The 24876-nt window shown below is 59.7% G+C and carries 19 protein-coding genes; 11 read left to right on the forward strand and 8 right to left on the reverse strand.

Annotation, left to right across the window (positions count from 1 at the left end; translation table 11 throughout):
* Positions 1-42 precede the first annotated feature (42 nt).
* The 7 genes from prmB to BM062_RS25785 form a co-directional block, all read right to left on the reverse strand.
* The gene (prmB, locus tag BM062_RS10125) at positions 43-927 is read right to left on the reverse strand and encodes a 50S ribosomal protein L3 N(5)-glutamine methyltransferase (RefSeq protein ID WP_092396370.1); all 885 of its coding nucleotides are present in this window, start codon (positions 925-927) and stop codon (positions 43-45) included.
* 360 nt (positions 928-1287) lie between these two features.
* A complete protein-coding gene (gene dapE, locus BM062_RS10135) occupies positions 1288-2436 on the reverse strand; it encodes a succinyl-diaminopimelate desuccinylase (RefSeq protein WP_092396374.1) in 1149 nt (382 codons plus the stop codon).
* Positions 2437-2503: 67 nt separating this feature from the next.
* A complete protein-coding gene (locus tag BM062_RS10140) occupies positions 2504-2857 on the reverse strand; it encodes an ArsC family reductase (RefSeq protein ID WP_092396376.1) in 354 nt (117 codons plus the stop codon).
* Between the two features lie 23 nt (positions 2858-2880).
* Entirely contained in the window at positions 2881-4026 is a 1146-nt protein-coding gene (locus tag BM062_RS10145; protein WP_092396378.1) for a PilT/PilU family type 4a pilus ATPase, read from the reverse strand.
* 93 nt (positions 4027-4119) lie between these two features.
* Entirely contained in the window at positions 4120-4947 is an 828-nt protein-coding gene (gene dapD / locus BM062_RS10150; protein ID WP_092396380.1) for a 2,3,4,5-tetrahydropyridine-2,6-dicarboxylate N-succinyltransferase, read from the reverse strand.
* A gap of 106 nt (positions 4948-5053) precedes the next feature.
* Positions 5054-6268 carry a succinyldiaminopimelate transaminase gene (gene dapC / locus BM062_RS10155; RefSeq protein WP_092396382.1) on the reverse strand — a complete coding sequence of 405 codons (1215 nt, stop codon included), beginning with the start codon at positions 6266-6268 and terminating at the stop codon, positions 5054-5056.
* On the reverse strand, positions 6228-6548 hold the full coding sequence (locus tag BM062_RS25785; RefSeq protein WP_217647577.1) for a hypothetical protein: 321 nt from the start codon (positions 6546-6548) through the stop codon (positions 6228-6230). Before BM062_RS25785 ends, dapC begins: the two co-directional genes overlap by 41 nt.
* A gap of 146 nt (positions 6549-6694) precedes the next feature.
* Here BM062_RS25785 and smc point away from each other — a divergent pair, with 146 nt between their 5' ends.
* The 8 genes from smc to BM062_RS10195 all read left to right on the forward strand — a co-directional run bounded on the left by smc (position 6695) and on the right by BM062_RS10195 (position 19555).
* Positions 6695-10225, forward strand: a complete 3531-nt coding sequence (gene smc / locus BM062_RS10160) for a chromosome segregation protein SMC (RefSeq protein WP_092396384.1) — start codon at positions 6695-6697, stop codon at positions 10223-10225.
* Between the two features lie 358 nt (positions 10226-10583).
* Positions 10584-11702 (forward strand): cell division protein ZipA C-terminal FtsZ-binding domain-containing protein, encoded by a 1119-nt coding sequence (locus BM062_RS10165; protein ID WP_092396386.1) that lies wholly within the window; start codon positions 10584-10586, stop codon positions 11700-11702.
* Positions 11703-11704: 2 nt separating this feature from the next.
* Positions 11705-13786 (forward strand): NAD-dependent DNA ligase LigA, encoded by a 2082-nt coding sequence (ligA, locus tag BM062_RS10170; RefSeq protein ID WP_092396388.1) that lies wholly within the window; start codon positions 11705-11707, stop codon positions 13784-13786.
* Positions 13773-14648 (forward strand): UTP--glucose-1-phosphate uridylyltransferase GalU, encoded by an 876-nt coding sequence (galU, locus tag BM062_RS10175; RefSeq protein WP_092396390.1) that lies wholly within the window; start codon positions 13773-13775, stop codon positions 14646-14648. The genes ligA and galU overlap by 14 nt, the downstream gene beginning before the upstream one ends.
* 33 nt (positions 14649-14681) lie before the next feature.
* Positions 14682-15218: a peptide deformylase gene (gene def / locus BM062_RS10180; RefSeq protein WP_092396392.1), complete on the forward strand. Its 537-nt coding sequence runs from the start codon at positions 14682-14684 to the stop codon at positions 15216-15218.
* Between the two features lie 220 nt (positions 15219-15438).
* Positions 15439-17205 carry a cation:proton antiporter gene (locus tag BM062_RS10185; protein ID WP_092396394.1) on the forward strand — a complete coding sequence of 589 codons (1767 nt, stop codon included), beginning with the start codon at positions 15439-15441 and terminating at the stop codon, positions 17203-17205.
* Between the two features lie 94 nt (positions 17206-17299).
* Positions 17300-17971 (forward strand): ribose-5-phosphate isomerase RpiA, encoded by a 672-nt coding sequence (gene rpiA / locus BM062_RS10190; RefSeq protein ID WP_092396528.1) that lies wholly within the window; start codon positions 17300-17302, stop codon positions 17969-17971.
* A 471-nt stretch (positions 17972-18442) separates the two neighbouring features.
* A complete protein-coding gene (locus BM062_RS10195) occupies positions 18443-19555 on the forward strand; it encodes a porin (RefSeq protein WP_092396396.1) in 1113 nt (370 codons plus the stop codon).
* Between the two features lie 79 nt (positions 19556-19634).
* On the opposite strand, the gene BM062_RS10200 is transcribed toward BM062_RS10195, so the two are convergent.
* A complete protein-coding gene (locus BM062_RS10200) occupies positions 19635-20705 on the reverse strand; it encodes a YeiH family protein (RefSeq protein WP_092396530.1) in 1071 nt (356 codons plus the stop codon).
* Positions 20706-20879: 174 nt separating this feature from the next.
* Between BM062_RS10200 and BM062_RS10205 the strand changes: the two genes are divergently transcribed.
* From BM062_RS10205 to mmsA, 3 genes are all read left to right on the forward strand, one after another.
* Positions 20880-21770, forward strand: a complete 891-nt coding sequence (locus BM062_RS10205) for a LysR family transcriptional regulator (protein ID WP_092396398.1) — start codon at positions 20880-20882, stop codon at positions 21768-21770.
* Between the two features lie 376 nt (positions 21771-22146).
* Positions 22147-23205: a multiple monosaccharide ABC transporter substrate-binding protein gene (gene chvE / locus BM062_RS10210; protein WP_371326574.1), complete on the forward strand. Its 1059-nt coding sequence runs from the start codon at positions 22147-22149 to the stop codon at positions 23203-23205.
* 132 nt (positions 23206-23337) lie between these two features.
* Positions 23338-24876 carry a multiple monosaccharide ABC transporter ATP-binding protein gene (mmsA, locus tag BM062_RS10215; protein ID WP_092396402.1) on the forward strand — a complete coding sequence of 513 codons (1539 nt, stop codon included), beginning with the start codon at positions 23338-23340 and terminating at the stop codon, positions 24874-24876.

Raw genomic sequence — 24876 nt, forward strand, 5'->3', positions numbered from 1 at the left:
CGTTGCTTATTGACTGTTATCGGGGCGCCGCGCCCGTGCCGCTTACGGCAGCTGGTCTGCGGTCAGCAGGAATACCATGTCGTCGCCGGCGCTGGTCGAGACCCAGGTCATTTCCAGGTCCGGGAATGCCGCTTCGGCGAAGGCGCGCTCGTTGCCGATTTCGACCACCAGCACGCCGTTTGCGGTGAGGCGCTGCCTGGCGCCGGCGACAATCTTGCGCACCAGGTCCATGCCGTCGTCGCCGCCGGCCAGGGCAATGTGCGGTTCACGCAGGTATTCCGGCGGCAGCTTGCCCATCGAACCGGAATTGACATACGGCGGATTGGTGACGATCAGGTCGTATTTTTTGGCCGGCACCTTGCTGTAGAGGTCGGATTCGATCAGCGTGACGCGGTCCTGCAGTTCGTAGTCATCGACATTGCGGCGCGCCACGGCCAGCGCATCGGCCGAGATGTCCGCGGTATCGACGTGCGCTTGCGGGAATGCGTCCGCCAGCATGATCGGCAGGCAGCCGGAGCCGGTGCACAGTTCCAGTATGTTGCTGACCGCCTCGGGGTCTTGCAGCCACGGCGAGAAATGGTCGGGAATCAGTTCCGCGATGAACGAGCGCGGCACGATCACGCGCTGGTCGACATAGAACCGGTAGTCGCCCAGCCAGGCTTCATTGGTGATGTAGGCGGCAGGAACGCGATCGGTGCTGCGCCTTTCGATGACCTGCAGCACGGCGTCGATTTCATGCGGCAGCAGGCGGGCGTCAAAGAACGGTTCAATCTTGTCCAGCGGCAGCTTCAGCGTATGCAGGATCAGGTAGGCCGCCTCGTCCAGCGCGTTGCTGCTGCCATGGCCGAAGAACAGGCCGGCAGTATTGAAACGGGTCACTGCATAGCGCAGCAAGTCGCGGATAGTGGTAAAGGATTGTGGTGTCATGGCACGGGCAGTAAAAGTAAGGCTGGTGATGCAGCGCCTGGGCGTGGCGCTTTGCAAATGTCAGGCGGATTCTAACGGAAATGCCAGGCTGGATGGGCGCGGCCGGCTTAATAAGCCGGGTATCGGCGCCATCTTGTCAGGATTTGGTCAAGACCGCATTATATCTGAGTGTGTCCAAGGCATTCCGGACATGATCGGCCGCCTCGGTGCGCAGCGCGTGGGGAGTGTCGGTGCGCCGGCCGTCCTTATCCTAGAATTCGAGCGTTTTCTGTTGTTCTTGTTGCAGGATAAAGCCGGCCAGCCGGGCTTGGGCATGGCTGCCGTCCAGTTTGGGAAGGGCCGGATCGTGCGCCCGAGCTCTTATGCCGCGGCTGGCGGCAACAGGTTCTCCAGCGTACGGCGGTAGATGTTTTTCAGCGGATCGATGAACTGCACTTCAACATGTTCGTCGATCTTGTGGATGCTGGCGTTGGGCGGCCCGAATTCGATCACCTGCGGGCAGATCTGGGCGATGAAACGTCCATCCGATGTGCCGCCGGTGGTGGACAGCTCGGTATTGATGCCGGTTTCGGCCTTGATGGCGGAGGCGATGGCGTCGCTCAGCGCGCCGCGCGGCGTCAGGAACGGCCGGCCGCCTACGGTCCAGGCCAGGGTGTACTCCAGGCCATGCTTGTCCAGGATCGCATGCACGCGCTGCTGCAAACCTTCGACGGTGCTGGCGGTGGAAAAGCGGAAGTTGAAATCGATCACCACTTCGCCCGGGATCACATTGGAGGCGCCGGTGCCGCCGTGGATATTCGACATCTGCCAGGAAGTCGGCAGGTAATATTCGTTGGCTTCGTCCCATTTTTCGGCAGCCAGTTCCGCCAGTGCCGGGGCGGCCAGGTGGATCGGGTTCTTTGCCAGCTGCGGATAGGCGATGTGGCCTTGTATGCCCTTCACCGTGAGCTTGCCGGACATGGTGCCGCGGCGGCCGTTCTTGATCATGTCGCCCAGCGTCGAACTGGAGGTCGGTTCGCCGACGATGCAGTAGTCGAGCTGTTCGCCGCGCGCCTTGAGTTTTTCGCAGACTACCACGGTGCCGTCGGTCGCCGGGCCTTCTTCATCGCTGGTGATCAGGAAGGCGATGGAGCCGGAATGACCGGGACGGGCTTGGGTGAACTCTTCCACTGCCACCACCATCGCTGCAATCGAGGTTTTCATGTCGGCGGCGCCGCGGCCGTACAGCTTGCCGTCGCGGTGGCTGGGCAGGAAAGGATCGGATTGCCATTGTTCGCGCGGGCCGGTCGGCACCACATCGGTATGGCCGGCAAACACCAGCAGCGGCCGCGTCGTGCCCTTGCGCGCCCACAGGTTGGTGACGTCGCCCGACTGGATGGTTTCGCAGGCAAAACCGAGCGGCGCCAGCAGTTCGATCAGGAGCGCCTGGCAGCCTTTGTCTTGCGGCGTGACGGACGACAGGGCGATCAGCTGTTCGGCCAGCGCCAGGGTTTTGCTATGCTTGCTCATTGTGGTTGTGTGCGGCATTTCTGTTATGTCTTGTGTGGAGCTTGTTGGTCGAACTTATTCGCTGCGTTTATTGGCTGAATATCTCTTGGTACAGCGCATCCGAAAAGCCGACATACGCTTGCTTGCCGGTGAACAGCACCGGCCGCTTGATGATGGACGGCAGTTCCAGCATCAAGGGAGTGGCGCTGATGCCGTCCGTGATGCCGTTGCGCCGCTGTTCCGGCAGGCCGCGCCAGGTAGTGCCCTTGCGGTTGACCAGGGTATCCCAGGGAATGTCCTTCAGCCAGGTGGCGACCAGCTCCGCGCTGACGCCGTCTTTCTTGAAATTGTGGAACGTGTACGCGATTTCCTGGTCTTCGAGCCAGGTGCGGGCTTTCTTGACCGTGTCGCAGTTGGGAATGCCGTACAGAGTAATTGCCATGGATTGCGTGCGGGTGAAAGTGTTTACAGGTCGAGCGTGAATTCGGTGAAGGTTGCTCCTTCGACGCGCTCCGGTTCCGGCAGCACCGGCACTGAGTTCTTTTTGGAGCTTGGCGTGTGGTTGTTGATCAGCCAGTACAGGTTGCTTGGCGAATCGGCGTGCGCCAGCGCTTCGTCCTGGGTGATGACGCCGTCGTCGATCAATTGCATCAGCGCTTGCTCGAAGGTCTGCGAGCCGGGCGCCAGGCTCTTCTCCATCGCTTCCTTGATCTGGCTGATGTTGTCTTCTTCGATCAGTTCGGAAACGTGGCGGGTGTTGAGCATGATTTCCACCGCCGGCGTGCGTTCGCCGGTGACGGTGGTGACCAGCCGCTGCGACACGATTGCCGCCAGGGTCGAGGCCAGGTCTTCCAGCAGCGCCGGCCGGTTCTCCAGCGGATAAAAACTGATGATGCGGTTCAGCGCGCGATAGGTATTGTTGGCATGCAGCGTTGATACCACCAGGTGGCCCGACTGGGCGTAGGCCATGGCGGCCGACATGGTGGCCTTGTCGCGGATTTCGCCGATCAGGATGCAGTCCGGCGCCTGCCGCAAGGCGTTCTTCAGGGCGCCGTTGAGGTCGGTGGTGTCGCTGCCGATTTCACGCTGGTTGACGATCGAGCGATGGCTCTGGAACAGGAATTCGATAGGATCTTCCAGGGTCAGGATATGGCCCGCCTGGGTCTTGTTGCGATAGTCCAGCATCGAGGCGATGGTGGTCGACTTGCCGGAACCGGTGGCGCCGACCACCAGCAGCAAGCCGCGCTTGCGGCCTATCAGCTCGGTCAGGGCAGGCGGCAGGCGCAATTCTTCAAAAGGCGGGATTTCATACGGAATATAGCGGATCACGGCCGAGATGCTGCCGCGCTGGCGGAACGCCGACAGCCGGAAACTGCCGACGCCGGCCACCGGCAAACCGAGGTTCAGTTCGTTGTTGCGCTCCAGTTCCTGCAGGCGGTCGGCCGGCAGCACTTCCTTCAGCAGCATCTGGATCGTGTTGTCGTCCATGGTCTGCTGGTTGACCGGGACCATCTGGCCCTTGATCTTCAGATGAATCGGCGAACCCGGCGCCAAGAACATGTCCGATGCTTCCTTCTCCTGCATCAGACGAAACAAGCGATCCATTGCCATCAAAAAACTCCTCGGTGCAAGAAAAGTGCAAATTATTATTATGAAATCGCAACGGGCTTGCGCATTTTTACGTCAAGCCCGGACCTGCCTGAATCAGGCTTCGCGCAGCAGTTCGTTGATGCCGGTCTTGGCGCGGGTCTTGGCGTCGACGCGCTTGACGATAACCGCGCAATACAAGCTGTATTTGCCGTCCGCCGAAGGCAGGCTGCCTGACACCACCACCGAACCCGACGGGATGCGGCCGTAAGTGACTTCACCGGTGGCGCGGTCATAGATCTTGGTCGACTGGCCGATGTAGACGCCCATCGAGATCACCGAGTTTTCTTCAACGATCACACCTTCGACGATTTCCGAACGGGCGCCGATGAAGCAGTTGTCTTCGATGATGGTCGGGTTGGCCTGCATCGGTTCCAGCACGCCGCCGATGCCGACGCCGCCGGACAGGTGGACGTTCTTGCCGATCTGGGCGCAGGATCCGACCGTGGCCCAGGTGTCGACCATGGTGCCTTCATCGACATACGCGCCGATGTTGACATAGGACGGCATCAGCACAACGTTCTTGCCGATGAAGCTGCCATGGCGGGCAACCGCCGGCGGCACCACGCGGAAACCGCCCTTGGCGAAATCTTCCGCGGTGTAGCTGGCGAACTTGGTCGGCACCTTGTCATAGAACTGCATGTTGTCGCCGGCCGGCATCGGCAGGTTGTCTTCCAGGCGGAACGACAGCAGCACGGCTTTCTTGATCCATTGGTTGACCACCCAGTTGCCGTCGGTTTTTTCGGCGACGCGCAATGTGCCCTGGTTCAGTTCGGCGATGACCTTGGCGACGGCTTCGCGGACGTCGGCCGGCGCTGTCTTAGGCGAGAATTCGGTGCGCTGTTCCCAGGCTTGGTCGATAAATGCTTGCAAGGATTGAGTCATGATTATTCGTTGATTGAAAGTTTAAAAACATGGATTTGACCATGACGGCGCATAAAGTGCATCGCCATGGCGCAATACCTAGGATCAGGCTGCCCGGAGCCGCAGGCTAGAGGCCTCGGCAAAACGCTGCGATGCGTTGCGCCGCCTCCAGGCATTCCTCGACTTCCGCCACCAATGCCATGCGGATGCGTTGCCGGCCCGGATTGCTGCCATGGGCGTCGCGCGCCAGATAGCTGCCGGGCAATACCGTTACATTATATTCGGCATACAGCCGCTTGGCGAAGTCGGTATCGGAGATTGCAGCCGACTTGTTGTCCTTGCTGCCTACCTTGGCCCACAGGTAAAAGCCGGCGTCCGGCAGCGCCACATCCAGCACGGTTTGCAGCACAGGGGTGACTTGTTGAAATTTAGCCATGTATTTGGCGCGGTTTTCGACGACGTGGGTTTCGTCGTTCCAGGCGGCGACCGAAGCCGCTTGCACCGGCGGGCTCATGGCGCCGCCGTGATAAGTACGATACAGCAGGAATTTCTTCAGGATGGCGGCGTCGCCGGCGACGAAACCGGAGCGCATGCCCGGCACGTTGGAGCGTTTCGACAGGCTGGAAAAGGCGATCAGGCGCGGATAACCCTCACGGCCCAGCATGTGGGCCGCCTGCAGCCCGCCCAGCGGCGCTTCCGGCTTGAAATAAATCTCGGAATAGCACTCGTCGGCGGCGATCACGAAACCGTGCCGGTCCGACAGCGCAAACAGTTCTTTCCAGTCCTCCAGCGACAGCACGGCGCCGGTCGGATTGCCGGGGGAGCACAGGTACAGCAGCTTGACGCGCGGCCAGACATCGTCCGGCACGCCGCGATAATCCGGGGCGAAGTTGCGGTCCGGGTCGGAATTGACGAAATACGGCTGGGCGCCGGCCAGGTAAGCCGCGCCTTCATAGATCTGGTAAAACGGATTGGGACACATCACCAGCGCATCCTGCTGGGCCGGATCGACCACCGTCTGCGCCAGCGCGAACAGCGCCTCGCGCGAACCGTTGACCGGCAGGATCTGGCTGGCCGGATCGAGCGGCGGCAAGCCATAGCGGCGCTCCAGCCAGCCGGCAATCGCAGCCCGCAAGGGTTCCGCGCCGATGGTGCTGGGATAGCTTGCTAGGCCGTTCAGGTTGTCGGCCAGGGCTTGCTGGATGAATTTCGGGGTCGGGTGCTTGGGTTCGCCTATTCCCAGGCTGATGGGCTGGTACGCAGGATTAGGCGTGACGCCGGCGAATAGGGCGCGCAGTTTTTCAAACGGATACGGCTGCAGCCGGTCTAGTAATGGATTCACGTGGCGGTTGGCAAATAAGGACGGATGAATAACAAAAATGGAAAGGGAAAAACGGCTGCAAAAGGCAGGATTGCGCTGTTTGCATTATATACAGAAGTGCGGCTTTGATCGCTGGCATTGCCGGGTTTTGCGAATGAGAAAAGCAGATTCCGCATGATTTTTTCGGCTTTCCATTGTCTTCTTGAACTTTTTTGGCGCTGCGTCCACAAAACGGAAGCTCATCCTTCTTGTGCGGCGGTCTGTTAATCGGCACAGGTTTTGCCGTTAAAGTAACAATCATATTTCCGGCCCATGACGGCCATCGGATCGCATATATGGCGGGGCGGAATGTTATGATGTCGACCTCCTGCGAGGTTTTTCCTCGTTTTTATAGTGTGAAGTGTGGCGGCTGCTTTTTCGCCGACTTTGATAAGAACTGTCGATAACGTGCGTCTAACCTCCATTAAATTATCAGGATTCAAGTCTTTCGTCGATCCCACCAATTTCCAGGTCCCCGGCCAGCTGGTCGGCGTGGTCGGACCTAATGGTTGCGGCAAGTCCAACATCATCGATGCTGTGCGCTGGGTCTTGGGTGAATCCAAGGCTTCCGAGCTGCGCGGCGAATCGATGCAGGACGTCATTTTCAACGGTTCTTCGCACCGCAAGCCGGCTGGCCGCTCATCGGTCGAACTGGTGTTCGACAACGGCCTCGGCAAAGCCGCGGGGCAGTGGAGCCAGTATGCGGAAATCGCCGTCAAGCGCACCTTGACGCGGGACGGCACCTCCACTTATTACATCAACAACCAGGCGGTACGGCGGCGCGACATCCAGGATATCTTCCTCGGCACCGGCCTTGGCCCGCGCGCTTACGCGATCATCGGCCAGGGCATGATTTCGCGCATCATCGAGGCGCGTCCGGAAGAATTGCGGATTTTCCTGGAAGAGGCCGCCGGCGTTTCCAAGTACAAGGAACGCCGCCGCGAAACCGAGAACCGGCTCAACGATACCCGCGAAAACCTGGTGCGGGTCGAAGACATCCTGCGCGAACTCAACGCCAACCTGGAGAAGCTGCAGTCGCAGGCGGCTGTCGCCCAGAAATTCCATGAGCTGCAAGGCGACCAGGAAGAAAAGCAGAAACTGCTGTGGCTGCTGCGCAAGAACGAGGCCAAGACCGAGCAGGAAAAACATTTCCGCGATATTGAAAAAGCCCAGCTCGACCTGGAAGAGCAGACCGCCAAGCTGCGCCATGTCGAAACCGAGCTGGAGCACATGCGCCAGGCGCACTATGCCGCCGGCGACCGCATGCACCAGGCGCAAGGCCACCTGTACCAGACCAATTCCGAAATCGGCAGCCTGGAAGCGCAGATCAAGTTTGTCATCGAATCGCGCAACCGCCTGCAGTCCCAGCTCAATTCCCTGACCGCGCAGCGCGACCAGTGGCAGCGCCAGGGCAGCCAGTTCCAGGACGACCTGGTCGAGGCCGAGATGCACCTGGAAGAACTGGCGGCGCGGGTCGAGCAATCGCAAGTAGCGTCGCAGCAGCACAACGACCAGCTGCCGGCGCTGGAGCAGAGCTGGCGCGAGGCGCAGCTGAAGAGCACCGAGTCGCGCGGCCAGATCATGCAGATCCAGCAGCAGATTGAACTGGAATCCACCCACCAGCGCAACGCCTCGAATATCCTGAACGGCCTGGGCAGCCGGCGCGAACGCCTGGCGCAGGAAAAGAACGGCTTGAACCTGCCGGACAATGCGCACCTGACCAACTTGCGCATGCAGCTGGAAGAGAAGCAGGCCGGGCTGGAAGAAGTCAGCATGCAGCTGGAAGAAGTACAGGAACAGCAGCCGCGCCTGGAAGAAGAGCGGCGCGACGCGCAGCAGCAGGTGAACGCCGAAAGCGCCAACAACGCGCAGCTGGAAGCGCGCCTGACGGCGCTCAAGCAATTGCAGGAAAGCGTACAGACCGAAGGCAAGGTGCAGCCCTGGCTGCAGAAACACGAACTGGCAGGATTGCCGCGCCTGTGGCAAAAACTGCATATCGACGGCGGCTGGGAAACCGCGCTGGAGTCGGTGCTGCGCGAACGTACTTCGGCGCTGGAGATGTCGAACCTGGACTGGGCCAAAGCCTTCTTCAACGACGCGCCGCCGGCCAAGCTGGCATTGTTCTCGCCGAACGGCGTAGCACCGGCCGGCAATATTGAAGCACCCGCCGGACTCAAGCCCTTCCTGAACCTGCTGCAGCTGAACGATCCGGGTTTGCGGGTATTGATGCAGGACTGGCTGCACAATTTCTACGCCGCCGACGACACCGTGACCGCCTTTGCCGAGCGCAGCAAACTGCCGCTGGGAGCCAGCTTCGTCACGCGCCAGGGTCACGTCATCAGCAAGACCGGCGTGCGTTTCTATGCTTCCGATTCGGAGCAGGACGGCATGCTGGCGCGCCAGCAGGAAATCGAAAACATCACCAAGCAGCTGCGCGCGCAGCAGATGCTGGCCGACGAAGCCCGCTCGCGTTCGGTGCGCGCTGAAGCGGCGCTGTCGCAAGCCACCCAGCGTTTGCAGGAAATGCGCCAGCGCCATGCCGGCCTGACGCAGGCCGTGCACGGTTTGCAGATCGATGTCATGAAATTGTCCGAGCTGCAGGAGCGCTTTAACCAGCGCAGCTCGCAAATTGCTTCCGACCTGGCTGAAATCGCCGCGCAGGAAAGCGAGCAGCAGCAGGTCAAGATGGAATCGGAAGCCAAGTTCGAGCAGCTGGACATGGAACTGGCGGAGCTGCAGGAAAAGCATGAAGACGGGCAGACCGACTACCTCGGCAAAGAACAGCAGCTTAACGATGCGCGCCAGCGCCTGCGCGAGATGGAGCGTGCGGCGCAAGAAGCCGAGTTCGCTGAAAAATCCCATCGCAACAAGATCGAAGAACTCAAGCGCAGCATCGCCACCGCGCTGGAGCAGGCGGCGCAGCTGTTCGCCAACATGCAGCAGGGCCACCTGGAACTGGAAAGCCTGGACGACCAGGCGGCGCAAGCCGGCCTGCAGGATCTGCTGGACAAGCGCAGCGAACAGGAACGCGCGCTGGCCGATACCCGCCACGAGCTGGACCAGGTGTCGCAGAACCTGCGCCAGCATGAAGAAACACGCTTGCAAGCCGAGCGCAGCCTGCAGCCGCAGCGCGAGCGCATCATGGAATTGCAGCTGAAAGAGCAGGCTGCGCGCCTGAACCAGGAACAGTACGTGCAGCAGCTGCTCGAAGCGCAGGCCGACGAAGCCGCCTTGAGCGAGAAGCTGACCGCCGAAATGCGGCCCTCGTATCTGCAGGGCGAAGTTACCCGCCTGACCAATGCCATCGCTAGCCTGGGCGCGGTCAACCTGGCGGCGCTGGATGAGCTGGCGCAGGCGTCCGAGCGGAAGAATTTCCTGGATGCGCAAAACGCCGACCTGACCGAAGCCATCAATACGCTGCAGGATGCAATCCACAAGATCGACAAGGAAACGCGCGACCTGCTGCAAGATACGTTCGACAAGGTCAACCACCATTTCGCCGAGCTGTTCCCGATCCTGTTCGGCGGCGGCCAGGCCAAGCTGATCATGACCGGCGACGAAATCCTCGACTCCGGCGTGCAGGTCATGGCGCAGCCGCCGGGCAAGAAGAATGCAACGATCCACCTGCTGTCCGGCGGTGAAAAAGCGCTCACCGCGACGGCCCTGGTGTTTTCGATGTTCCAGCTGAATCCGGCGCCGTTCTGCCTGCTGGACGAGGTCGATGCGCCGCTCGACGATGCCAATACCGAACGTTTCTGCAACATGGTGAAGCGGATGTCGGCCAATACCCAGTTCCTGTTCATTTCGCATAACAAGATCGCGATGGAAATGGCGCAACAGCTGATCGGGGTGACGATGCAGGAGCAGGGCGTGTCGCGGATCGTGGCGGTCGACATGGAAGCGGCGAGGAGTTTTGCCAGCGACGCCGTGGCAGCTTAAGCGGAAAACCAAGGCCGCCGGCGGGCTGTCATCGAAGCTTGGCCTGCTTGACAACTTTTTTAGACGCCACTAAGCTGAATTTCTGGTCGTAATGCAATATATTGTAAAAAATTGTCTCAATATTTTTACGTTGGCGGTATATACAGTAATACTTGTATTGTTTTTATAAGAAAAAATGGTTTTGATGGGGAGTACTTTGGGTTTTAAATAAGAAATAACCATATACGCGGTCACTGACAACTATTTTAGAAGTGTTTTTTCCTCGGATGCAATCAATGACCAGTCCTCGATTTCAATCGCGAATTCACAGCGCGTTTGCCGCTTGCTCGGCAGCGTCCGCTATTAAGGCATCAGCAGAATGACAGATTTACAAGCAAGCCTGTTTATCATCGGAGGCGCGTTTCTTGTCGGCGTCATTTCCTATAACAAGTGGCAGGAATACAAAGCCAAGAAGAGTGTCGAGCGGGCGTTTTCAGGGTCGCATGACGATGTCCTGATGACCCCCGGCAAGGCCGCCGGGAAAGACAGCGGCGAAGCGCCGGCGCGGCATGAACCGAAATTGTTCGACAGTGAGCTTGATGCCGACGCGCTGCCGCGCGACGACCTGGAGCAGAGCGCGGAGCAGCAGGCCATCGAGCCGCAGCTCGGCAATCCGGCCACTGCCGCCGCGCCTGCAGTGCGCAAGGACCTGCCGGTGGACGAACTGATCGATTGCGCGATTCCGCTGGCGCTGGAAGCGCCGGTGCGCGGCGACAAAGCCTTGCCGGCGCTGCAAACCCTGCGCCATGTCGGCAACAAGCCTATCCATTTCATCGGCGAAGACGCCAACGGCGAATGGGAACCGGTGGCGCACGGCGGCATCTACAGCACCTTGCTGGCCGGCGTGCAGCTGGCCAACCGCACCAATCCGCTGAACGAAATCGAATATTCCGAGCTGGTCACCCGTTTGCGCCAGATCGCCGACGACCTCGGCGCCGAGCCGGATTTGCCGGACATGTCGGAAGTGATGCACACCGCACGCTCTCTGCATCAGTTCGTGGTGGAACACGATGCCCAACTGGGCGTGAATATCCAGTCCAACGGCGCGCCATGGGCCATCAGCACCTTGCTGGCGGCGCTGACCCGCCAGGGATTCGACGCCCGGCCGGAGGGCCGCATGGTGATGTCGGACGGCGAGGGCGGCTTGCTGTTCTCTTTGTCCACCAATGCCAGCGCGGTGGCGGAAACCACCAGCCGCCTGACCTTGCTGCTCGACGTGCCGCGGGTTGCGCCTGACCGCGACGGCTACGGCGCCATGGTGGCCTGCGCACGTTCGTTGGCGGCGCGCCTCGGCGGCGTGCTGGTCGACGACAGCAACCAGCCCCTGGCCGATGTCCAGCTGGCCGAGATTGCCGGCCAGGTCGATGCCTTTTACCGTGAAATGGATGCCGCTGAAATTCCAGCCGGCTCGATTCGGGCTTTGCGTCTATTCAGTTAACTATGTCTTCACTATCATCACAAGCAGGCGGTCCGGGAAATGCTCCCGAGGCCGCCGAATGGCGTGCGCGCGCGGCCTGGCTGGCGGCCGAGCTGAACCGCCACAACCACTCTTACTACGTGCTCGACAATCCCTCGATTCCGGATGCCGAATACGACCAGCTGTTCCGCGAACTGCAGGCGCTGGAACTGGCGCATCCGGAACTCAATACGCCGGATTCGCCGACCCAGCGCGTGGGCGCTGCGCCGCTGCCGCTGTTTGAGCAGGTGACGCATTCGATACCCATGCTGTCCCTGGGCAACGGCTTTGAAGACAACGATATCGTTGAATTCGACCGCCGTGTCAGGGATGGCCTCGACACCCAGGTTGACAGCGATATCGAGTACGCCGCCGAACTGAAGTTCGACGGCCTCGCCATCAACCTGCGCTACGAAGACGGCGTGCTGGTGCAAGCCGCCACCCGCGGCGACGGCACCACCGGCGAAAACGTCACCAGCAACATCCGCACCGTGCGTGCGATTCCGCTGCGGCTGCATGCCGAGCATCCGCCGAAGGTGCTGGACGTGCGCGGCGAAGTGCTGATGTTCAAGGACGATTTCGCCAAACTCAACGCCCGCCAGCGCGAAGCGGAGATGAAAGAGTTCGCCAATCCGCGCAACGCCGCAGCCGGCAGTTTACGGCAGCTCGATTCGCGCATCACCGCGCAACGCACCCTGCGCTTTTTCGCCTATGGCATCGGCGCGCTGGAAGGCGCCGAGATGCCGCCGTCGCATTCGGCGCTGCTCGACTGGTACAGCCAGCTCGGACTGCCGGTGTGCAAGGAGCGCGGCATCGTCAAAGGCGCCAACGGCCTGCTGGACTTCTTCCGCGATATCGGCAGCAAGCGCGCGCAGCTGCCCTACGAAATCGACGGCGTGGTCTACAAGGTGAATCGTTTGCTGCAGCAGCAGACGCTGGGGTTCGTGTCGCGCGCGCCGCGTTTTGCGCTGGCGCATAAATTCCCGGCGGAAGAAGCCACTACCCAGGTGCTAGGCATTGAAGTGCAGATCGGCCGTACCGGCGCCGTCACCCCGGTGGCGCGCCTGGCGCCGGTGTTTGTCGGCGGCGTCACGGTAACCAACGCCACCCTGCACAATGAAGACGAGGTGCGGCGCAAGGATATCCATATCGGCGACACCGTGATCGTGCGCCGTGCCGGCGACGTGATTCCGGAAGTGGTGTCCTTTGTGCCGGAACTGCGGCCGGCGGATGCGCAGCCGTTTGTCATGCCGAGCGAGTGCCCGATTTGCGGTTCCGCCATCGTCAAGCTGGAGGATGAAGCTATCGCGCGCTGTTCCGGCGGCTGGGTGAAATGCGCAGCGCAGCGCAAGGGCGGCTTGCAGCACTTTGCATCGCGCCGGGCGATGGATATCGAAGGCTTGGGCGACCAGCTGATCGAACAGCTGGTTGACCGCGATATCATCCATACTGCGGCCGACCTGTACAAGCTGGGCCTGGTGAAGCTGGCGGCGCTGGACCGCATGGCCGACAAGTCGGCGCAGAATGTCATGTCCGCGCTGGAAAAATCGAAGTCGACCACGCTGGGGCGCTTCGTTTATGCGCTCGGCATCCGCCATGTCGGCGAGGCGACGGCGAAAGAGCTGGCGGCGCATTTCGGCAATATCGACGGCTTGATGCAGGCTTCCGAAGAACAGTTGATGGAGGTTGCCGATATCGGTCCTGTGGTGGCACGGTCATTGCTGGCTTTCTTTGCTGATCCGCTCAACCGGGAACTGGTCGAGCAGCTGCGCGCGGCCGGTATCCACTGGCCGGAGAACTTGCCGGCTGTCGGCGGGTCCAAGTTCTTGTTAGGCAAGACCTTCGTGCTGACCGGCAGCCTGCCGACCCTGACGCGCGATGCCGCCGCTGCCATGATTGAGGCGGCAGGCGGCAAAGTGACAGGTTCGGTTTCCAAGAAGACCAGCTATGTGGTCGCGGGCGCCGAGGCCGGCAGCAAACTGACTAAAGCGGAAGAACTGAACATCCCTATCCTGGATGAGGACGGATTCCGCACTCTTTTAGAAAGCGATCATGACCAAGATTAGAAAAGCCGTATTTCCCGTCGCCGGCCTGGGCAGCCGATTCCTGCCGGCCACCAAGGCCCAGCCTAAAGAAATGCTGCCCATCGTCGACAAGCCCTTGATCCAGTATGCGGTGGAAGAAGCGGTCGCCGCCGGCATCACCGACATGGTGTTCATTACAGGCCGCAACAAGCGCGCGATCGAAGATCACTTCGACAAAGCCTACGAACTGGAAACCGAACTGGAGGCGGCCGGCAAGGAACGCTTGCTGGAACTGGTGCAAAACGTCATTCCCAAGCATATCAACTGCATTTTCATCCGCCAGTCGGAAATGCTGGGCCTGGGACACGCGGTGCTGTGCGCGCGTCCGGTGGTCGGCGATGATCCGTTTGCAGTGTTGCTGGCCGACGATTTCATGGACGTGGCGGCCGGGCACAAGCCTGTGCTGGCGCAGATGACCGATATCTTCGCCACCGAAAAATCGAGCTTGCTGGCCGTGCAGGACGTGCCGCGCGCCGACACCAAGCAATACGGGATCGTCAGCATCGATGCGTATAAAAAGGACCTGGAAAAGGTCAACAGCATCGTTGAAAAACCGCAGCCTGACCAGGCGCCATCCACCCTGGCGGTGGTCGGACGCTACGTGCTGACCAATGGCATTTTCGATTGCCTGGAAGGATTGGGCAAGGGCGCCGGCGGCGAGATCCAGCTGACCGACGGCATTGCCGCGTTGATGAAAAAGGAACGTGTGCTGGCCTATCGCTACGCCGGCCAGCGCTATGATTGCGGCTCCAAGCTGGGTTACCTGAAAGCGACGCTGGCGATGGGCCTGAAGCATCCGGAAACCGGCGCCGAATTTGCCGAGTACCTGAAGCAGTTTAAATAACCACCCCGTTCCAGACTAACCAGAGACTGCATCATGACCGTTCGTGAAATCCTGAAAATGGGCGATCCGCGCCTGCTGCGGCAAGCCGAGCCTGTCACCGCTTTCGGCACGCCTGAGCTGGAGGCGCTGGTCGCCGACATGTTCGACACCATGCATGCAGTCAACGGCGCCGGCCTGGCGGCGCCGCAGATCGGCGTCAACCTGCAGCTGGTGATTTTCGGTTTCAAGAACAACGTGCGCTACCCGGATGCGCCGGCGGTGCCGGAAACGGTGCTGATCAATCCGGTGCTGCGTCCGCTTTCCGACGAAATCGAAGACGGCTGGGAAGGTTGCCTGTCGGTGCCCGGGCTGCGCGGCGTGGTGCCGCGCTGGACCAGTTTGCACTACGAAGGCTTCGACCAGTCTGGCGCCGCCATCAGCCGCGATGTCGACGGTTTCCATGCGCGTGTCGTGCAGCATGAATGCGATCACCTGAACGGCATCCTGTATCCGATGCGGATCAAGGATTTCACGCGCTTCGGTTACACCGAAGTGCTGTTCCCCGAGCTGGATCCCGGCCACGACGATTGAGCCGCCGCTTTTACAGCAACAGGTAAGCGGCAAGCCTGCATCCGGCGCCGGGGAATTCAATACGGCGTCGGCGATTGCCGTCAATATATAATTGCAAGAAAGCCAAGCGCGACGGGGTTGCTGCCTGCCGTGCCGGGTCCATCGCAGCCTTGCATCGCGGCGCATCTCCGCCGCTGCTGTCTGTGCGTCTCCCCAATTCGCTTACTTCGGAAACCCATCCATGCACCATGCGGTAGAAACGTTTATCCAGGACCTGGCCGTGATCATGCTGATCGCTGGCGTCGTGACAGTGCTGTTCAACCGTTTCAAGCAGCCGGTGGTGCTTGGCTACATCGTCGCCGGCGTCATCATCGGGCCGCATACGCCGCCGTTTTCCCTGATCACGGATGAACGCACGATCCAGATCCTGGCCGAACTGGGCGTGATCTTCCTGCTGTTTTCGCTGGGCCTGGAATTCAGCCTGAAGAAACTTGGCAAGGTCGGCGCCACGGCTTTTGTGGCGGCCCTGGCGGAGATTACGCTGATGCTGTGGGTCGGTTACGAGATCGGGATCTATTTCGGCTGGAAAACGATGGACGCGGTATTCCTCGGCGCCATGCTGTCGGTGTCGTCGACCACCATCATCGTCAAGGCGCTCAATGAACTGGGCATGAAACGCGAGAAATTCGCCCAGCTGATTTTCGGCATCCTGATCGTCGAGGATGTGCTGGCGATCGGCATGATCGCCTTGCTGTCGGGCGTCGCGACCAGCGGTTCGGTGGATGCCGGCGACGCCGCGATCACCATCGGCAAGCTGGTGCTGTTCATGATCGTGTCGCTGGTGGCCGGCATCCTGGTGGTGCCGCGCCTGCTTGATTACGTGGCTCGCTTCAAGAGCAAGGAAATGTTGCTGGTGACAGTGCTCGGCCTGTGTTTCGGTTTTTGCCTGCTGGTCATGAAAATGCAGTACAGCGTGGCGCTGGGCGCTTTCATCATCGGCGCGGTGATGGCTGAGTCGCGCCACCTGCACCAGATTGAACGCCTGATCGAACCGGTGCGCGACATGTTCAGCGCCATCTTTTTCGTCGCCATCGGGCTGCTGTTCAATCCCTCCATCCTGGCCCAGTACTGGCTGCCGATCGGAGTGATCACGGTGGCCGTGGTGCTGGGCAAGGTGGTCAGCTGCGGCCTGGCGACTTTCCTGTCGGGCCATGACGGCCGCACTTCGATGCGGGTCGGCATGGGCCTGTCGCAGATCGGCGAATTTTCTTTCATCATTGCGGCGCTTGGCGTCAGCCTGAAAGTCACCAGCGATTTCCTCTATCCGACCGTGGTCGCGGTTTCCGCCGTGACCACCTTGCTGACGCCCTACCTGATCAAGCTGGCCGATCCGCTGTCCACTCGCCTGGCGCAGGCCATGCCGCGGAAAATGGCGTCGGTATTCAGCATGTATTCAACCTGGCTGGACAGCTTGCAGCCGCAGGGCGATCGCGCCGAACTGTCGCGCATCATCCGCCGCATCCTGCTGCAGGTGGTGGTGAACCTGGCGCTGGTGGTGGCGATTTTCATCATCGGCGGCTATTTTGCCGAGGCGCTCGGCAGCCGCATGTCGGCCTGGGTGGCGGACGCGCAGGTGCAGAATGCGATAGTGTGGGGCGGAGCGCTGCTGGTTTCATTGCCTTTCCTGATCGCCACCTATCGCAAGCTGCATGCGCTGAGCATGCTGCTGGCGGAAATCAGCGTCAGGCCCGAATGGGCCGGATCCCACAGCCATGCGGTAAGGCGCGTGATTGCCGAGGTGATCCCGGTGGTGTCCATCATCGGTATCATGTTGATGATCGCCGCGCTCAGCAGCCGCATCCTGCCGCCGACCAACCTGCTGATCCTGGTGCTGGTGGCAGCGGCGGCGCTGGTGCTGATGTTATGGCAGCGGTTTGTGAAACTGCACTCGAAACTGCAAATCGCGCTGCGTGAAACGATGGAACAGCAGCCCGACGAAAATCACTGAGATCGGCGGACGAGGGTGCTGTTTTCCGAATCCGCCGCCGCGTTTGGTTAAAATAGCGCCTTTACTTCTTTTTCAAGACAAAGCCATGACTGCCATGACCCAGGACGAACTCAAGCAAGCTGTTGCCCGCGAAGCAATCAAATACGTGGTGGACGGCCAGATTGTCGGTGTCGGCACCGGTTCGACCGCCAATTTTTTCATTGATGAACTGGCCAAGATCAAGCACCGCATCAAGGGTGCGGTGGCTTCCTCGGAAGCGACCGCGGCGCGGCTGCGGGCGCACGACATCGAGGTGTACGACCTGAACCAGGTCGCGACCATGCCCGTCTACATCGACGGCGCCGACGAAATCACCGAGCAGGGCGCCATGATCAAAGGCGGCGGTGCGGCCTTGACGCGTGAAAAGATCGTGGCCTCGGTGGCCGAGAAATTCATATGCATCGCCGACGGCTCCAAGCTGGTCAAGGTGCTTGGCAAGTTTCCGCTGCCGATCGAAGTGATCCCGATGGCGCAGGCGGTAGTGGCGCGCAAGCTGATCAAGCTGGGCGGCGAACCGCGTTTGCGCTTCAAGGACGGCAAGCCGCTGATTACCGACAATGGCTGCGTGATCATCGACATGGTCGACCTGAAAATCACCGATCCGATCGAACTGGAGCGGCAGATCAACCAGATCACCGGGGTGGTGACGGTCGGCTTGTTTGCGCAGCAGGGAGCGGATGTCTGCTTGCTGGGAACGCCGGATGGCGTAAAGACGCTGAAATTCTGATCTTGCAGTCGTGCAGTGTTGAGAAGGGTCCGAGTTTCGGGCCCTTTTTCTTTTGCAGAGAAAATTCCAGAAGTTTGTTGCTTAGAAATAAATATCCTGGCTACCGCTATTCTGCAAGTCGTATGCTGGATGGATAATTTATTTCCAAATGGATATATGTAACAGCACCATCACCGGCCATTCCACATCCTGCGCCACGATTCCGGCGATGACCCTGTGTAAACTCAAATAACGCATATGCTGAGTCATAAATGTCATAAACAACTGCTAAAAAACAACATAAATCGTCAACTTCACCTAAATTTTATTTTTCTTTCTAAGAAACCCTTGGAAATCAATGCAATTTTTGTATGGATAGGTATTATCTAGGCCGTTCAGCTTGTAACAATTAGTAACATCGCTAATGCACGTTGCCAAAATATTCAGGCAGGACACCGGGATAAGACAACTTACATATTACAAAGGGTAGAAATGAAAAAGACCGTATTCGCACTGGCCGCCCTCGGCCTGATCGGCGCCAATGCGCAAGCACAAACCAACGTCACCATTTATGGCGTGATCGATGCCGGCCTTACTTACACCAGCAAAGTCGGACCAAAAAACGATAGCCGCATCAGCCTGGATTCCGGCGACATGGCGACTTCCCGCATCGGCTTCCGGGGGACGGAAGACCTGGGCGGCGGCCTGAAGGCGGTTTTCCAGCTGGAAAACGGTTTCAATGCGGACGACGGCTCGCTCGCAACCGCCAATACATTGTTTGACCGTAAAGCGGTAGTCGGCCTGTCCGGCAGTTTCGGCACCGTCACCCTCGGCCGCCAGACCGATTACCTGGACGACATCGGCAGCAAATATACTTCGGTGCAGACATTCGGCAGCAACGGCATCAAAGCCGGCCATTTCAATAACCTGGACCGTGTCGGCGGCGTCCGCGCCAATAACTCGATCCGCTATGACAGCGCGAACCTGAGCGGCTTCACCGGCAGCCTGTTCTACGGTTTCGGCGAAGTCGCCGGCCAAACCTCGGCAGGCCAATCGTTCGGCCTGGCAGGCAACTATGCGAACGGCCCGTTCGGCGTCGGCCTCGGTTACTTCCAGACCAAACTGGCTGCCGATGCGCTGCCAAGCAAGGCTGGCGATACCGACCTCAAGACTTTCACCCTCGGCGCCAGCTACCAGGCCGGCCCGGCCAAGATCTACGGCGCATGGTCGCAAACCAAGCGTCCGCTGGCTTCGGCGCTGGCAGCGACCGGCCTGGTCAACATCACTACCGCGACCAAGGCCAACATTTTCGACCTGGGCGTCGATTATTCGCTGACCGGCAACCTGCACCTGCTGGCCAGCGTGATCTATGACCGCGCTGACCTCAGCCGCAAGACTACCGGTCCGACCAAGGGCAAGACTACCCAGCTGAACCTGGGCGTGGATTACTTCCTGTCGAAACGCACTGACGTGTACGCTTTGTACACCAACCAGCGCGCCAACGATGTCAACAACCCAGGCGTGATCAATGCTGCATACAGCAGCGCGCCAGCGGACGACAGCAGCCAGAACGTATTGCGCGTGGGCCTGCGCCACAAGTTCTGATCGTTGGCAAATGATCGGCTGAGCAGCAATGGCTGACAGCATGGGCGGGGAGGCGAGTGCGCTTCCCCGCCTTTTTTTATCAGGCCAGCCAGCGCAGCACCAGCATGTTGATCATGGCGCCGCCGGCGATCAGCCAGCCGAACAGTACCGCGGCGAAAACCAGCGGCTTGACTCCTGCGGTGCGCAGCGAGGAAAAATGGGTGGATATGCCGAGCGCTGCCATCGCCATTGCCAGCAATACGTTGTCGGCATCGTTGACATGCGACACCAGCGCAGCCGGCAGCAGGCTCAGCGAATTGAACGCCACGATCGCCACAAAGCCGAAGGCAAACCAGGGAATCGCCAGGCCGCGGCCTTTTGCGGCGCCGCCTGCCTTGCCTTTCCTGGATAGATAGGCCGACAGCAGCATCAGGAACGGCGCCAGCATCATCACCCTCACCATCTTGGTGATCACCGCTGTATTGGCCGCATCGGGGCTGATAGCGCGGGCCGCGGCCACCACCTGGGCGACTTCGTGCACGGTCGAGCCGGTATAGATGCCGTAGGCTTGCGGCGAAGCGGCCAGGAATTGCCAATGCAGATTCAGCTGGTACAGCAGCGGATAAAGAAAGATCGCCAGCGAACCGAACACCACCACGGTCGCCACGGCCACTGTCACCTGGGCCGGCCTGGCTCGCAGCACCGGCTCGGTAGCCATCACGGCGGCCGCGCCGCAGATCGAGCTGCCGGCGCCGATCAGCATGGCGGTCTCGCGATCCAGCTTGAACACGCGGGTGCCGAGCAGCAGCGCCATGCCGAAGGTGGAGCACAGGACCATCGCGTCGATCAGCACGCCGCTCAGCCCGACGTGGCCGATATCCTGGAACGTCAGCCGGAAACCGTACAGGATGATGCCCAGCCGCAGCAGGTTTTGCTTGGAAAAATTGACGCCGGCGGCGCAGGAGGGGGCGATCCGCTGGTAGCCGAGGTTACCGGCCAGCATGCCGAGCACAATGGCCAGGGTCAATGCGCTGAAGCCGTGCGCCTGCAGCCAGTCGATCCTGGCGGCGGCGATCGCTGCTGCTGCAATCAGGGCGCTCAGGGCCAGTCCAGCGAGCAGGGGCAACGACGTTCTGGCCGGGCGGGTTGCGGTTAATGTAGGGGTATTCACCAGGATGTCCAATTCAGATGCGGCCGTGCCGCCATGGAAACCACTATAGCGATTTGATATCTAAAAGAAAAACAGATTAATTTTGTATAATCTACCTGTTTTATAAGTAGATAACAGATTGGTTGATATTTCCCCTCAGCGATACTCGCTGTTCCAGACAAAGGCTGGTCCAAGATGCGCCTCACCATCAGGCAGTTGCAGATTTTCCTGGCGATAGCCCAGTCCGGCAGCACCACTGCCGCCGCCGAACAGGTCGCGTTGTCGCAGTCGGCGGCCAGCGCCGCCCTGAACGAGCTGGAAAACCTGCTGGACTGCCGTCTGTTCGACCGCGTCGGCAAACGCCTGATCCTGAATGACAACGGGCGCCTGCTGTTGCCGCAGGCGGGGCAGGTGGTGGATGCCGCCAAGACCATAGAACAGCAGTTCCTGACGCCAGGCATGGCGCAGGGCGGCAGCCTGCAGATCGGCTCCAGCACCACCATCGGCAGTTATCTGCTGCCCTCGCTGGTCGCGGCTTACCGCCAGCAGCATGGCGAGCTGCAAGTGCGGGTGACGATCGCCAATACCGCCGACATCGTCGCCGCCGTGGTCAATTTTGAAGTCGACGTCGGCCTGATCGAAGGCCCCAGCCACGCCGCCGACCTGCAGGTGGAGCCGTGGATGGTGGATGAATTGCTGGTGGTCGCTTCGCCGCAGCATGCCTTGGCCGTCAGCGACAAGAAAGCCGGCGTGGCGCAGTTGCGCGAGGCCGAATGGCTGTTGCGCGAGCCGGGCTCCGGCACGCGCGAAGCGGTCGAGCAAGCCTTGCTGCCGCATTTGCACTACTTGCGTCAAAGTTACGAATTCGGCAATTCGGAAGCCATCAAGCACGCAACCGCCGCCGGCCTCGGCATCAGCTGCCTGTCGCATGCCGTGGTGGCCGATTTCCTGCAAAGCGGACGACTGGTGGAGCTGAAGACATCGCTGCCGAGATTGCACCGGCATTTCTACCTGGTCCACAGCAAGCACAAGATCCTGTCGCTGCGGCTGATGCAGTTCCTGGCTTACTGCCGCAGCTGGTCCTGAATAAGTACTGCTTGCAGCTGCCGCTGCCGGCCATCTTCCTGTCACTGATATCTAAATGGATATCGGTTGTGATAAAAAAGTGATTAGTAAGACTAGCCAAGTGTTTTTACACTGGCTTCGGTATTTATTCTCTTGGGATTGGTGGCGGAAAGCCTTCGATACAATTTTCGTCCACATCGTATTAATATCTAAAGCGATATCGAAAATACGAAAAAATTCATTTGTTTGATATCGATGATGTTCGTAAGATAGTGAGGAATTTCATCAGGAAAGGTCTATATTGACTGTTACCCGGCAACGGCGCAGGCAGTCAATGCAGGTGCATCACAATGTTTAGGCGCAAGATCAAAATAACTAAAGGAGACAAGCTGTGAAATTGATTAAAACAACGGTTGTTGGATTGTTGATTGGCGCGTTCGGCCTGGTGTCCCAGGCAGGCGCACAGGAAAAAGGTCCGATCGGCATTTCGATGCCGACCAAATCTTCCGCGCGCTGGATCGCCGACGGCGACAATATGGTCAAGGTGTTCAAGGAAAAAGGCTACAAGACCGACCTGCAATACGCTGAAGACGACATTCCAAACCAGCTGGCGCAGATCGAGAACATGGTGACCAAGGGCGTCAAGGTGCTGGTGATCGCTGCGATTGACGGCACTACCTTGTCCAACGCTCTGCAAAAAGCCGCCGACAAGGGCATCAAGGTCATCGCTTATGACCGCCTGATCCGCGGCTCCAAGAACGTCGACTACTATGCCACCTTCGACAATTTCCAGGTCGGCGTGCTGCAAGCCGGCTATATCGAAAAGACACTGGGCCTGAAGGAAGGCAAAGGACCGTTCAATATCGAACTGTTCGGCGGTTCGGCCGATGACAACAATGCTTTCTTCTTCTACAACGGCGCGATGTCGGTGCTGCAGCCGTATATCGATAAAGGCAAGCTGGTGGTGCGCAGCAAGCAGACCGGCATGGACAAGGTCTCGACCTTGCGCTGGGATGGCGCGGTAGCCCAGGCGCGCATGGACAACCTGCTCAGCGCCTACTACGGCAACGCCCATGTGGATGCAGTGCTGTCGCCGTATGACGGCATCAGCATCGGCATCCTGTCGTCGCTCAAGGGTGTCGGCTACGGCACGCCGAAGTCGCCGATGCCGGTGGTGACCGGGCAGGACGCTGAAGTGCCGTCGGTGAAATCCATCGTGCGCGGCGAACAGCGCCAGACCGTGTTCAAGGACACCCGTGAACTGGCCAAAGTGACGGTCGGCATGGTGGACGCCATGTTGAGCGGTAAAACGCCCGCCATCAACGATACCAAGACGTATAACAACGGCGTCAAGATTGTGCCTTCCTACCTGTTGAAGCCAGTCAGCGTCGATGCCTCCAACTGGAAGCAGGTGCTGGTCGGCAGCGGTTATTACACCGAAGCCCAGATCAAATAAGCGTCGGCTGGGACGTAGCGATACACAGCGATAAAGAGTCTTGTTTGGCCGGGCCTTGCAATGCGGATGAGCGCGTTGCAAGGTCCCGGAGTCAGGCGCTGGCGAAGTTTGAAGTAAGCGAGGTAACAACAGATGGAAACCATCCTGGAAATGCGCGGGATCGGGAAGACATTCCCGGGAGTCAAAGCATTAGACAATGTCAACCTGGCAGTCCGTAACGGCGAGATCCACGCCGTGGTCGGCGAAAACGGCGCCGGAAAATCCACCTTGATGAAAGTGCTGAGCGGGGTTTATCCGCATGGTTCCTATACCGGCGAGATCCGCTTCGAGGGAATGGCGCGGCAATTCGACGGCATCGCCGACAGTGAAAAAATCGGCATCATCATCATCCACCAGGAGCTGGCGCTGGTGCCGCTGCTGTCGATTACAGAGAATATTTTCCTCGGCAACGAGCAAGCGACAAACGGCGTGATCGATTGGGAAATCTCCTACGCCAAGACCAAGGAACTGCTGGCCAAGGTCGGCCTGAAGGAATCTCCCAGCACGCTGATCACCAACCTCGGCGTCGGCAAGCAGCAGCTGATCGAGATCGCCAAGGCGCTGTCGAAACAGGTCAAGCTGCTGATCCTCGACGAGCCGACCGCAAGCCTGAACGAAAGCGATAGCGACGCCTTGCTGGACTTGCTGCTGGAGCTCAAGGTGCAAGGCATTTCCTCGATCCTGATTTCCCACAAGCTCAATGAAATTTCCAAGGTCGCCGATTCGATCACGATCCTGCGCGACGGCTCCACGGTCGATACCCTGGATTGCCACAAGGAAGTGATCAGCGAAGACCGCATCATCCAGAACATGGTCGGACGCGAGATGGCGGACCGTTATCCGAAACGCCAGCCAGACATCGGCGAGACCATTTTCGAGGTCAGGCAATGGCAGGTGCATCACCCGATACACCCGGAACGGCAGGTCATCAAGGGCGTCGACTTCAATGTCAGGAAGGGCGAGATCGTCGGCATCGCCGGTTTGATGGGCGCCGGCCGCACCGAACTGGCGATGAGCATTTTCGGCCGCGCATACGGCCAGCGCATCAGCGGCAAGGTGTTCTTGCGCGGCAAGGAAATCGACGTCAGCACGGTGCAGAAAGCCATCGACAACGGCATCGCCTATGTCACCGAAGACCGGAAAGGCTACGGCCTGATCCTGGACCAGGACATCAAGAAGAACATTACGCTGGCCAACCTCGACGGCGTGGCCGACAAGACCGTGATCGACGAAGGGCGCGAATATTCGGTTGCCGCCGATTACCGGCGCCAGCTGAAGATCCGCTGCTCGAACGTGTTCCAGAAAGTGCTGAACCTGTCCGGCGGCAACCAGCAGAAAGTGGTGCTCAGCAAATGGCTGTTTTCCAATCCCGATGTGCTGATCCTGGACGAACCGACGCGCGGCATCGACGTCGGCGCCAAGTACGAGATCTACACCATCATCGACCAGCTGGCCCGCGAAGGAAAATGCATCATCATGATTTCATCGGAAATGCCTGAACTGCTGGGCATGTGCGACCGCATCTATGTCATGAACGAGGGGAAATTCGTCGGCGAAATGACGGCGGCGGAAGCATCCCAGGAAAAAATCATGCGCGCGATAGTGCGGAATGTGAAGAACGGAGACAACTGA

Source organism: Collimonas sp. OK412, assembly GCF_900112135.1.
Classification (GTDB): domain Bacteria; phylum Pseudomonadota; class Gammaproteobacteria; order Burkholderiales; family Burkholderiaceae_D; genus Collimonas; species Collimonas rhizosphaerae.

Bases quoted from the DNA above. Each gene is read 5' to 3' on its own strand.
- prmB (WP_092396370.1), bottom strand. From the start codon at position 927: ATGACACCACAATCCTTTACCACTATCCGCGACTTGCTGCGCTATGCA.
- dapE (WP_092396374.1), bottom strand. From the start codon at position 2,436: ATGAGCAAGCATAGCAAAACCCTGGCGCTGGCCGAACAGCTGATCGCC.
- BM062_RS10140 (WP_092396376.1), bottom strand. From the start codon at position 2,857: ATGGCAATTACTCTGTACGGCATTCCCAACTGCGACACGGTCAAGAAA.
- BM062_RS10145 (WP_092396378.1), bottom strand. From the start codon at position 4,026: ATGGCAATGGATCGCTTGTTTCGTCTGATGCAGGAGAAGGAAGCATCG.
- dapD (WP_092396380.1), bottom strand. From the start codon at position 4,947: ATGACTCAATCCTTGCAAGCATTTATCGACCAAGCCTGGGAACAGCGC.
- BM062_RS25785 (WP_217647577.1), bottom strand. From the start codon at position 6,548: ATGATTGTTACTTTAACGGCAAAACCTGTGCCGATTAACAGACCGCCG.
- BM062_RS10165 (WP_092396386.1), top strand. From the start codon at position 10,584: ATGACAGATTTACAAGCAAGCCTGTTTATCATCGGAGGCGCGTTTCTT.
- ligA (WP_092396388.1), top strand. From the start codon at position 11,705: ATGTCTTCACTATCATCACAAGCAGGCGGTCCGGGAAATGCTCCCGAG.
- galU (WP_092396390.1), top strand. From the start codon at position 13,773: ATGACCAAGATTAGAAAAGCCGTATTTCCCGTCGCCGGCCTGGGCAGC.
- def (WP_092396392.1), top strand. From the start codon at position 14,682: ATGACCGTTCGTGAAATCCTGAAAATGGGCGATCCGCGCCTGCTGCGG.
- BM062_RS10185 (WP_092396394.1), top strand. From the start codon at position 15,439: ATGCACCATGCGGTAGAAACGTTTATCCAGGACCTGGCCGTGATCATG.
- rpiA (WP_092396528.1), top strand. From the start codon at position 17,300: ATGACCCAGGACGAACTCAAGCAAGCTGTTGCCCGCGAAGCAATCAAA.
- BM062_RS10195 (WP_092396396.1), top strand. From the start codon at position 18,443: ATGAAAAAGACCGTATTCGCACTGGCCGCCCTCGGCCTGATCGGCGCC.
- BM062_RS10205 (WP_092396398.1), top strand. From the start codon at position 20,880: ATGCGCCTCACCATCAGGCAGTTGCAGATTTTCCTGGCGATAGCCCAG.
- mmsA (WP_092396402.1), top strand. From the start codon at position 23,338: ATGGAAACCATCCTGGAAATGCGCGGGATCGGGAAGACATTCCCGGGA.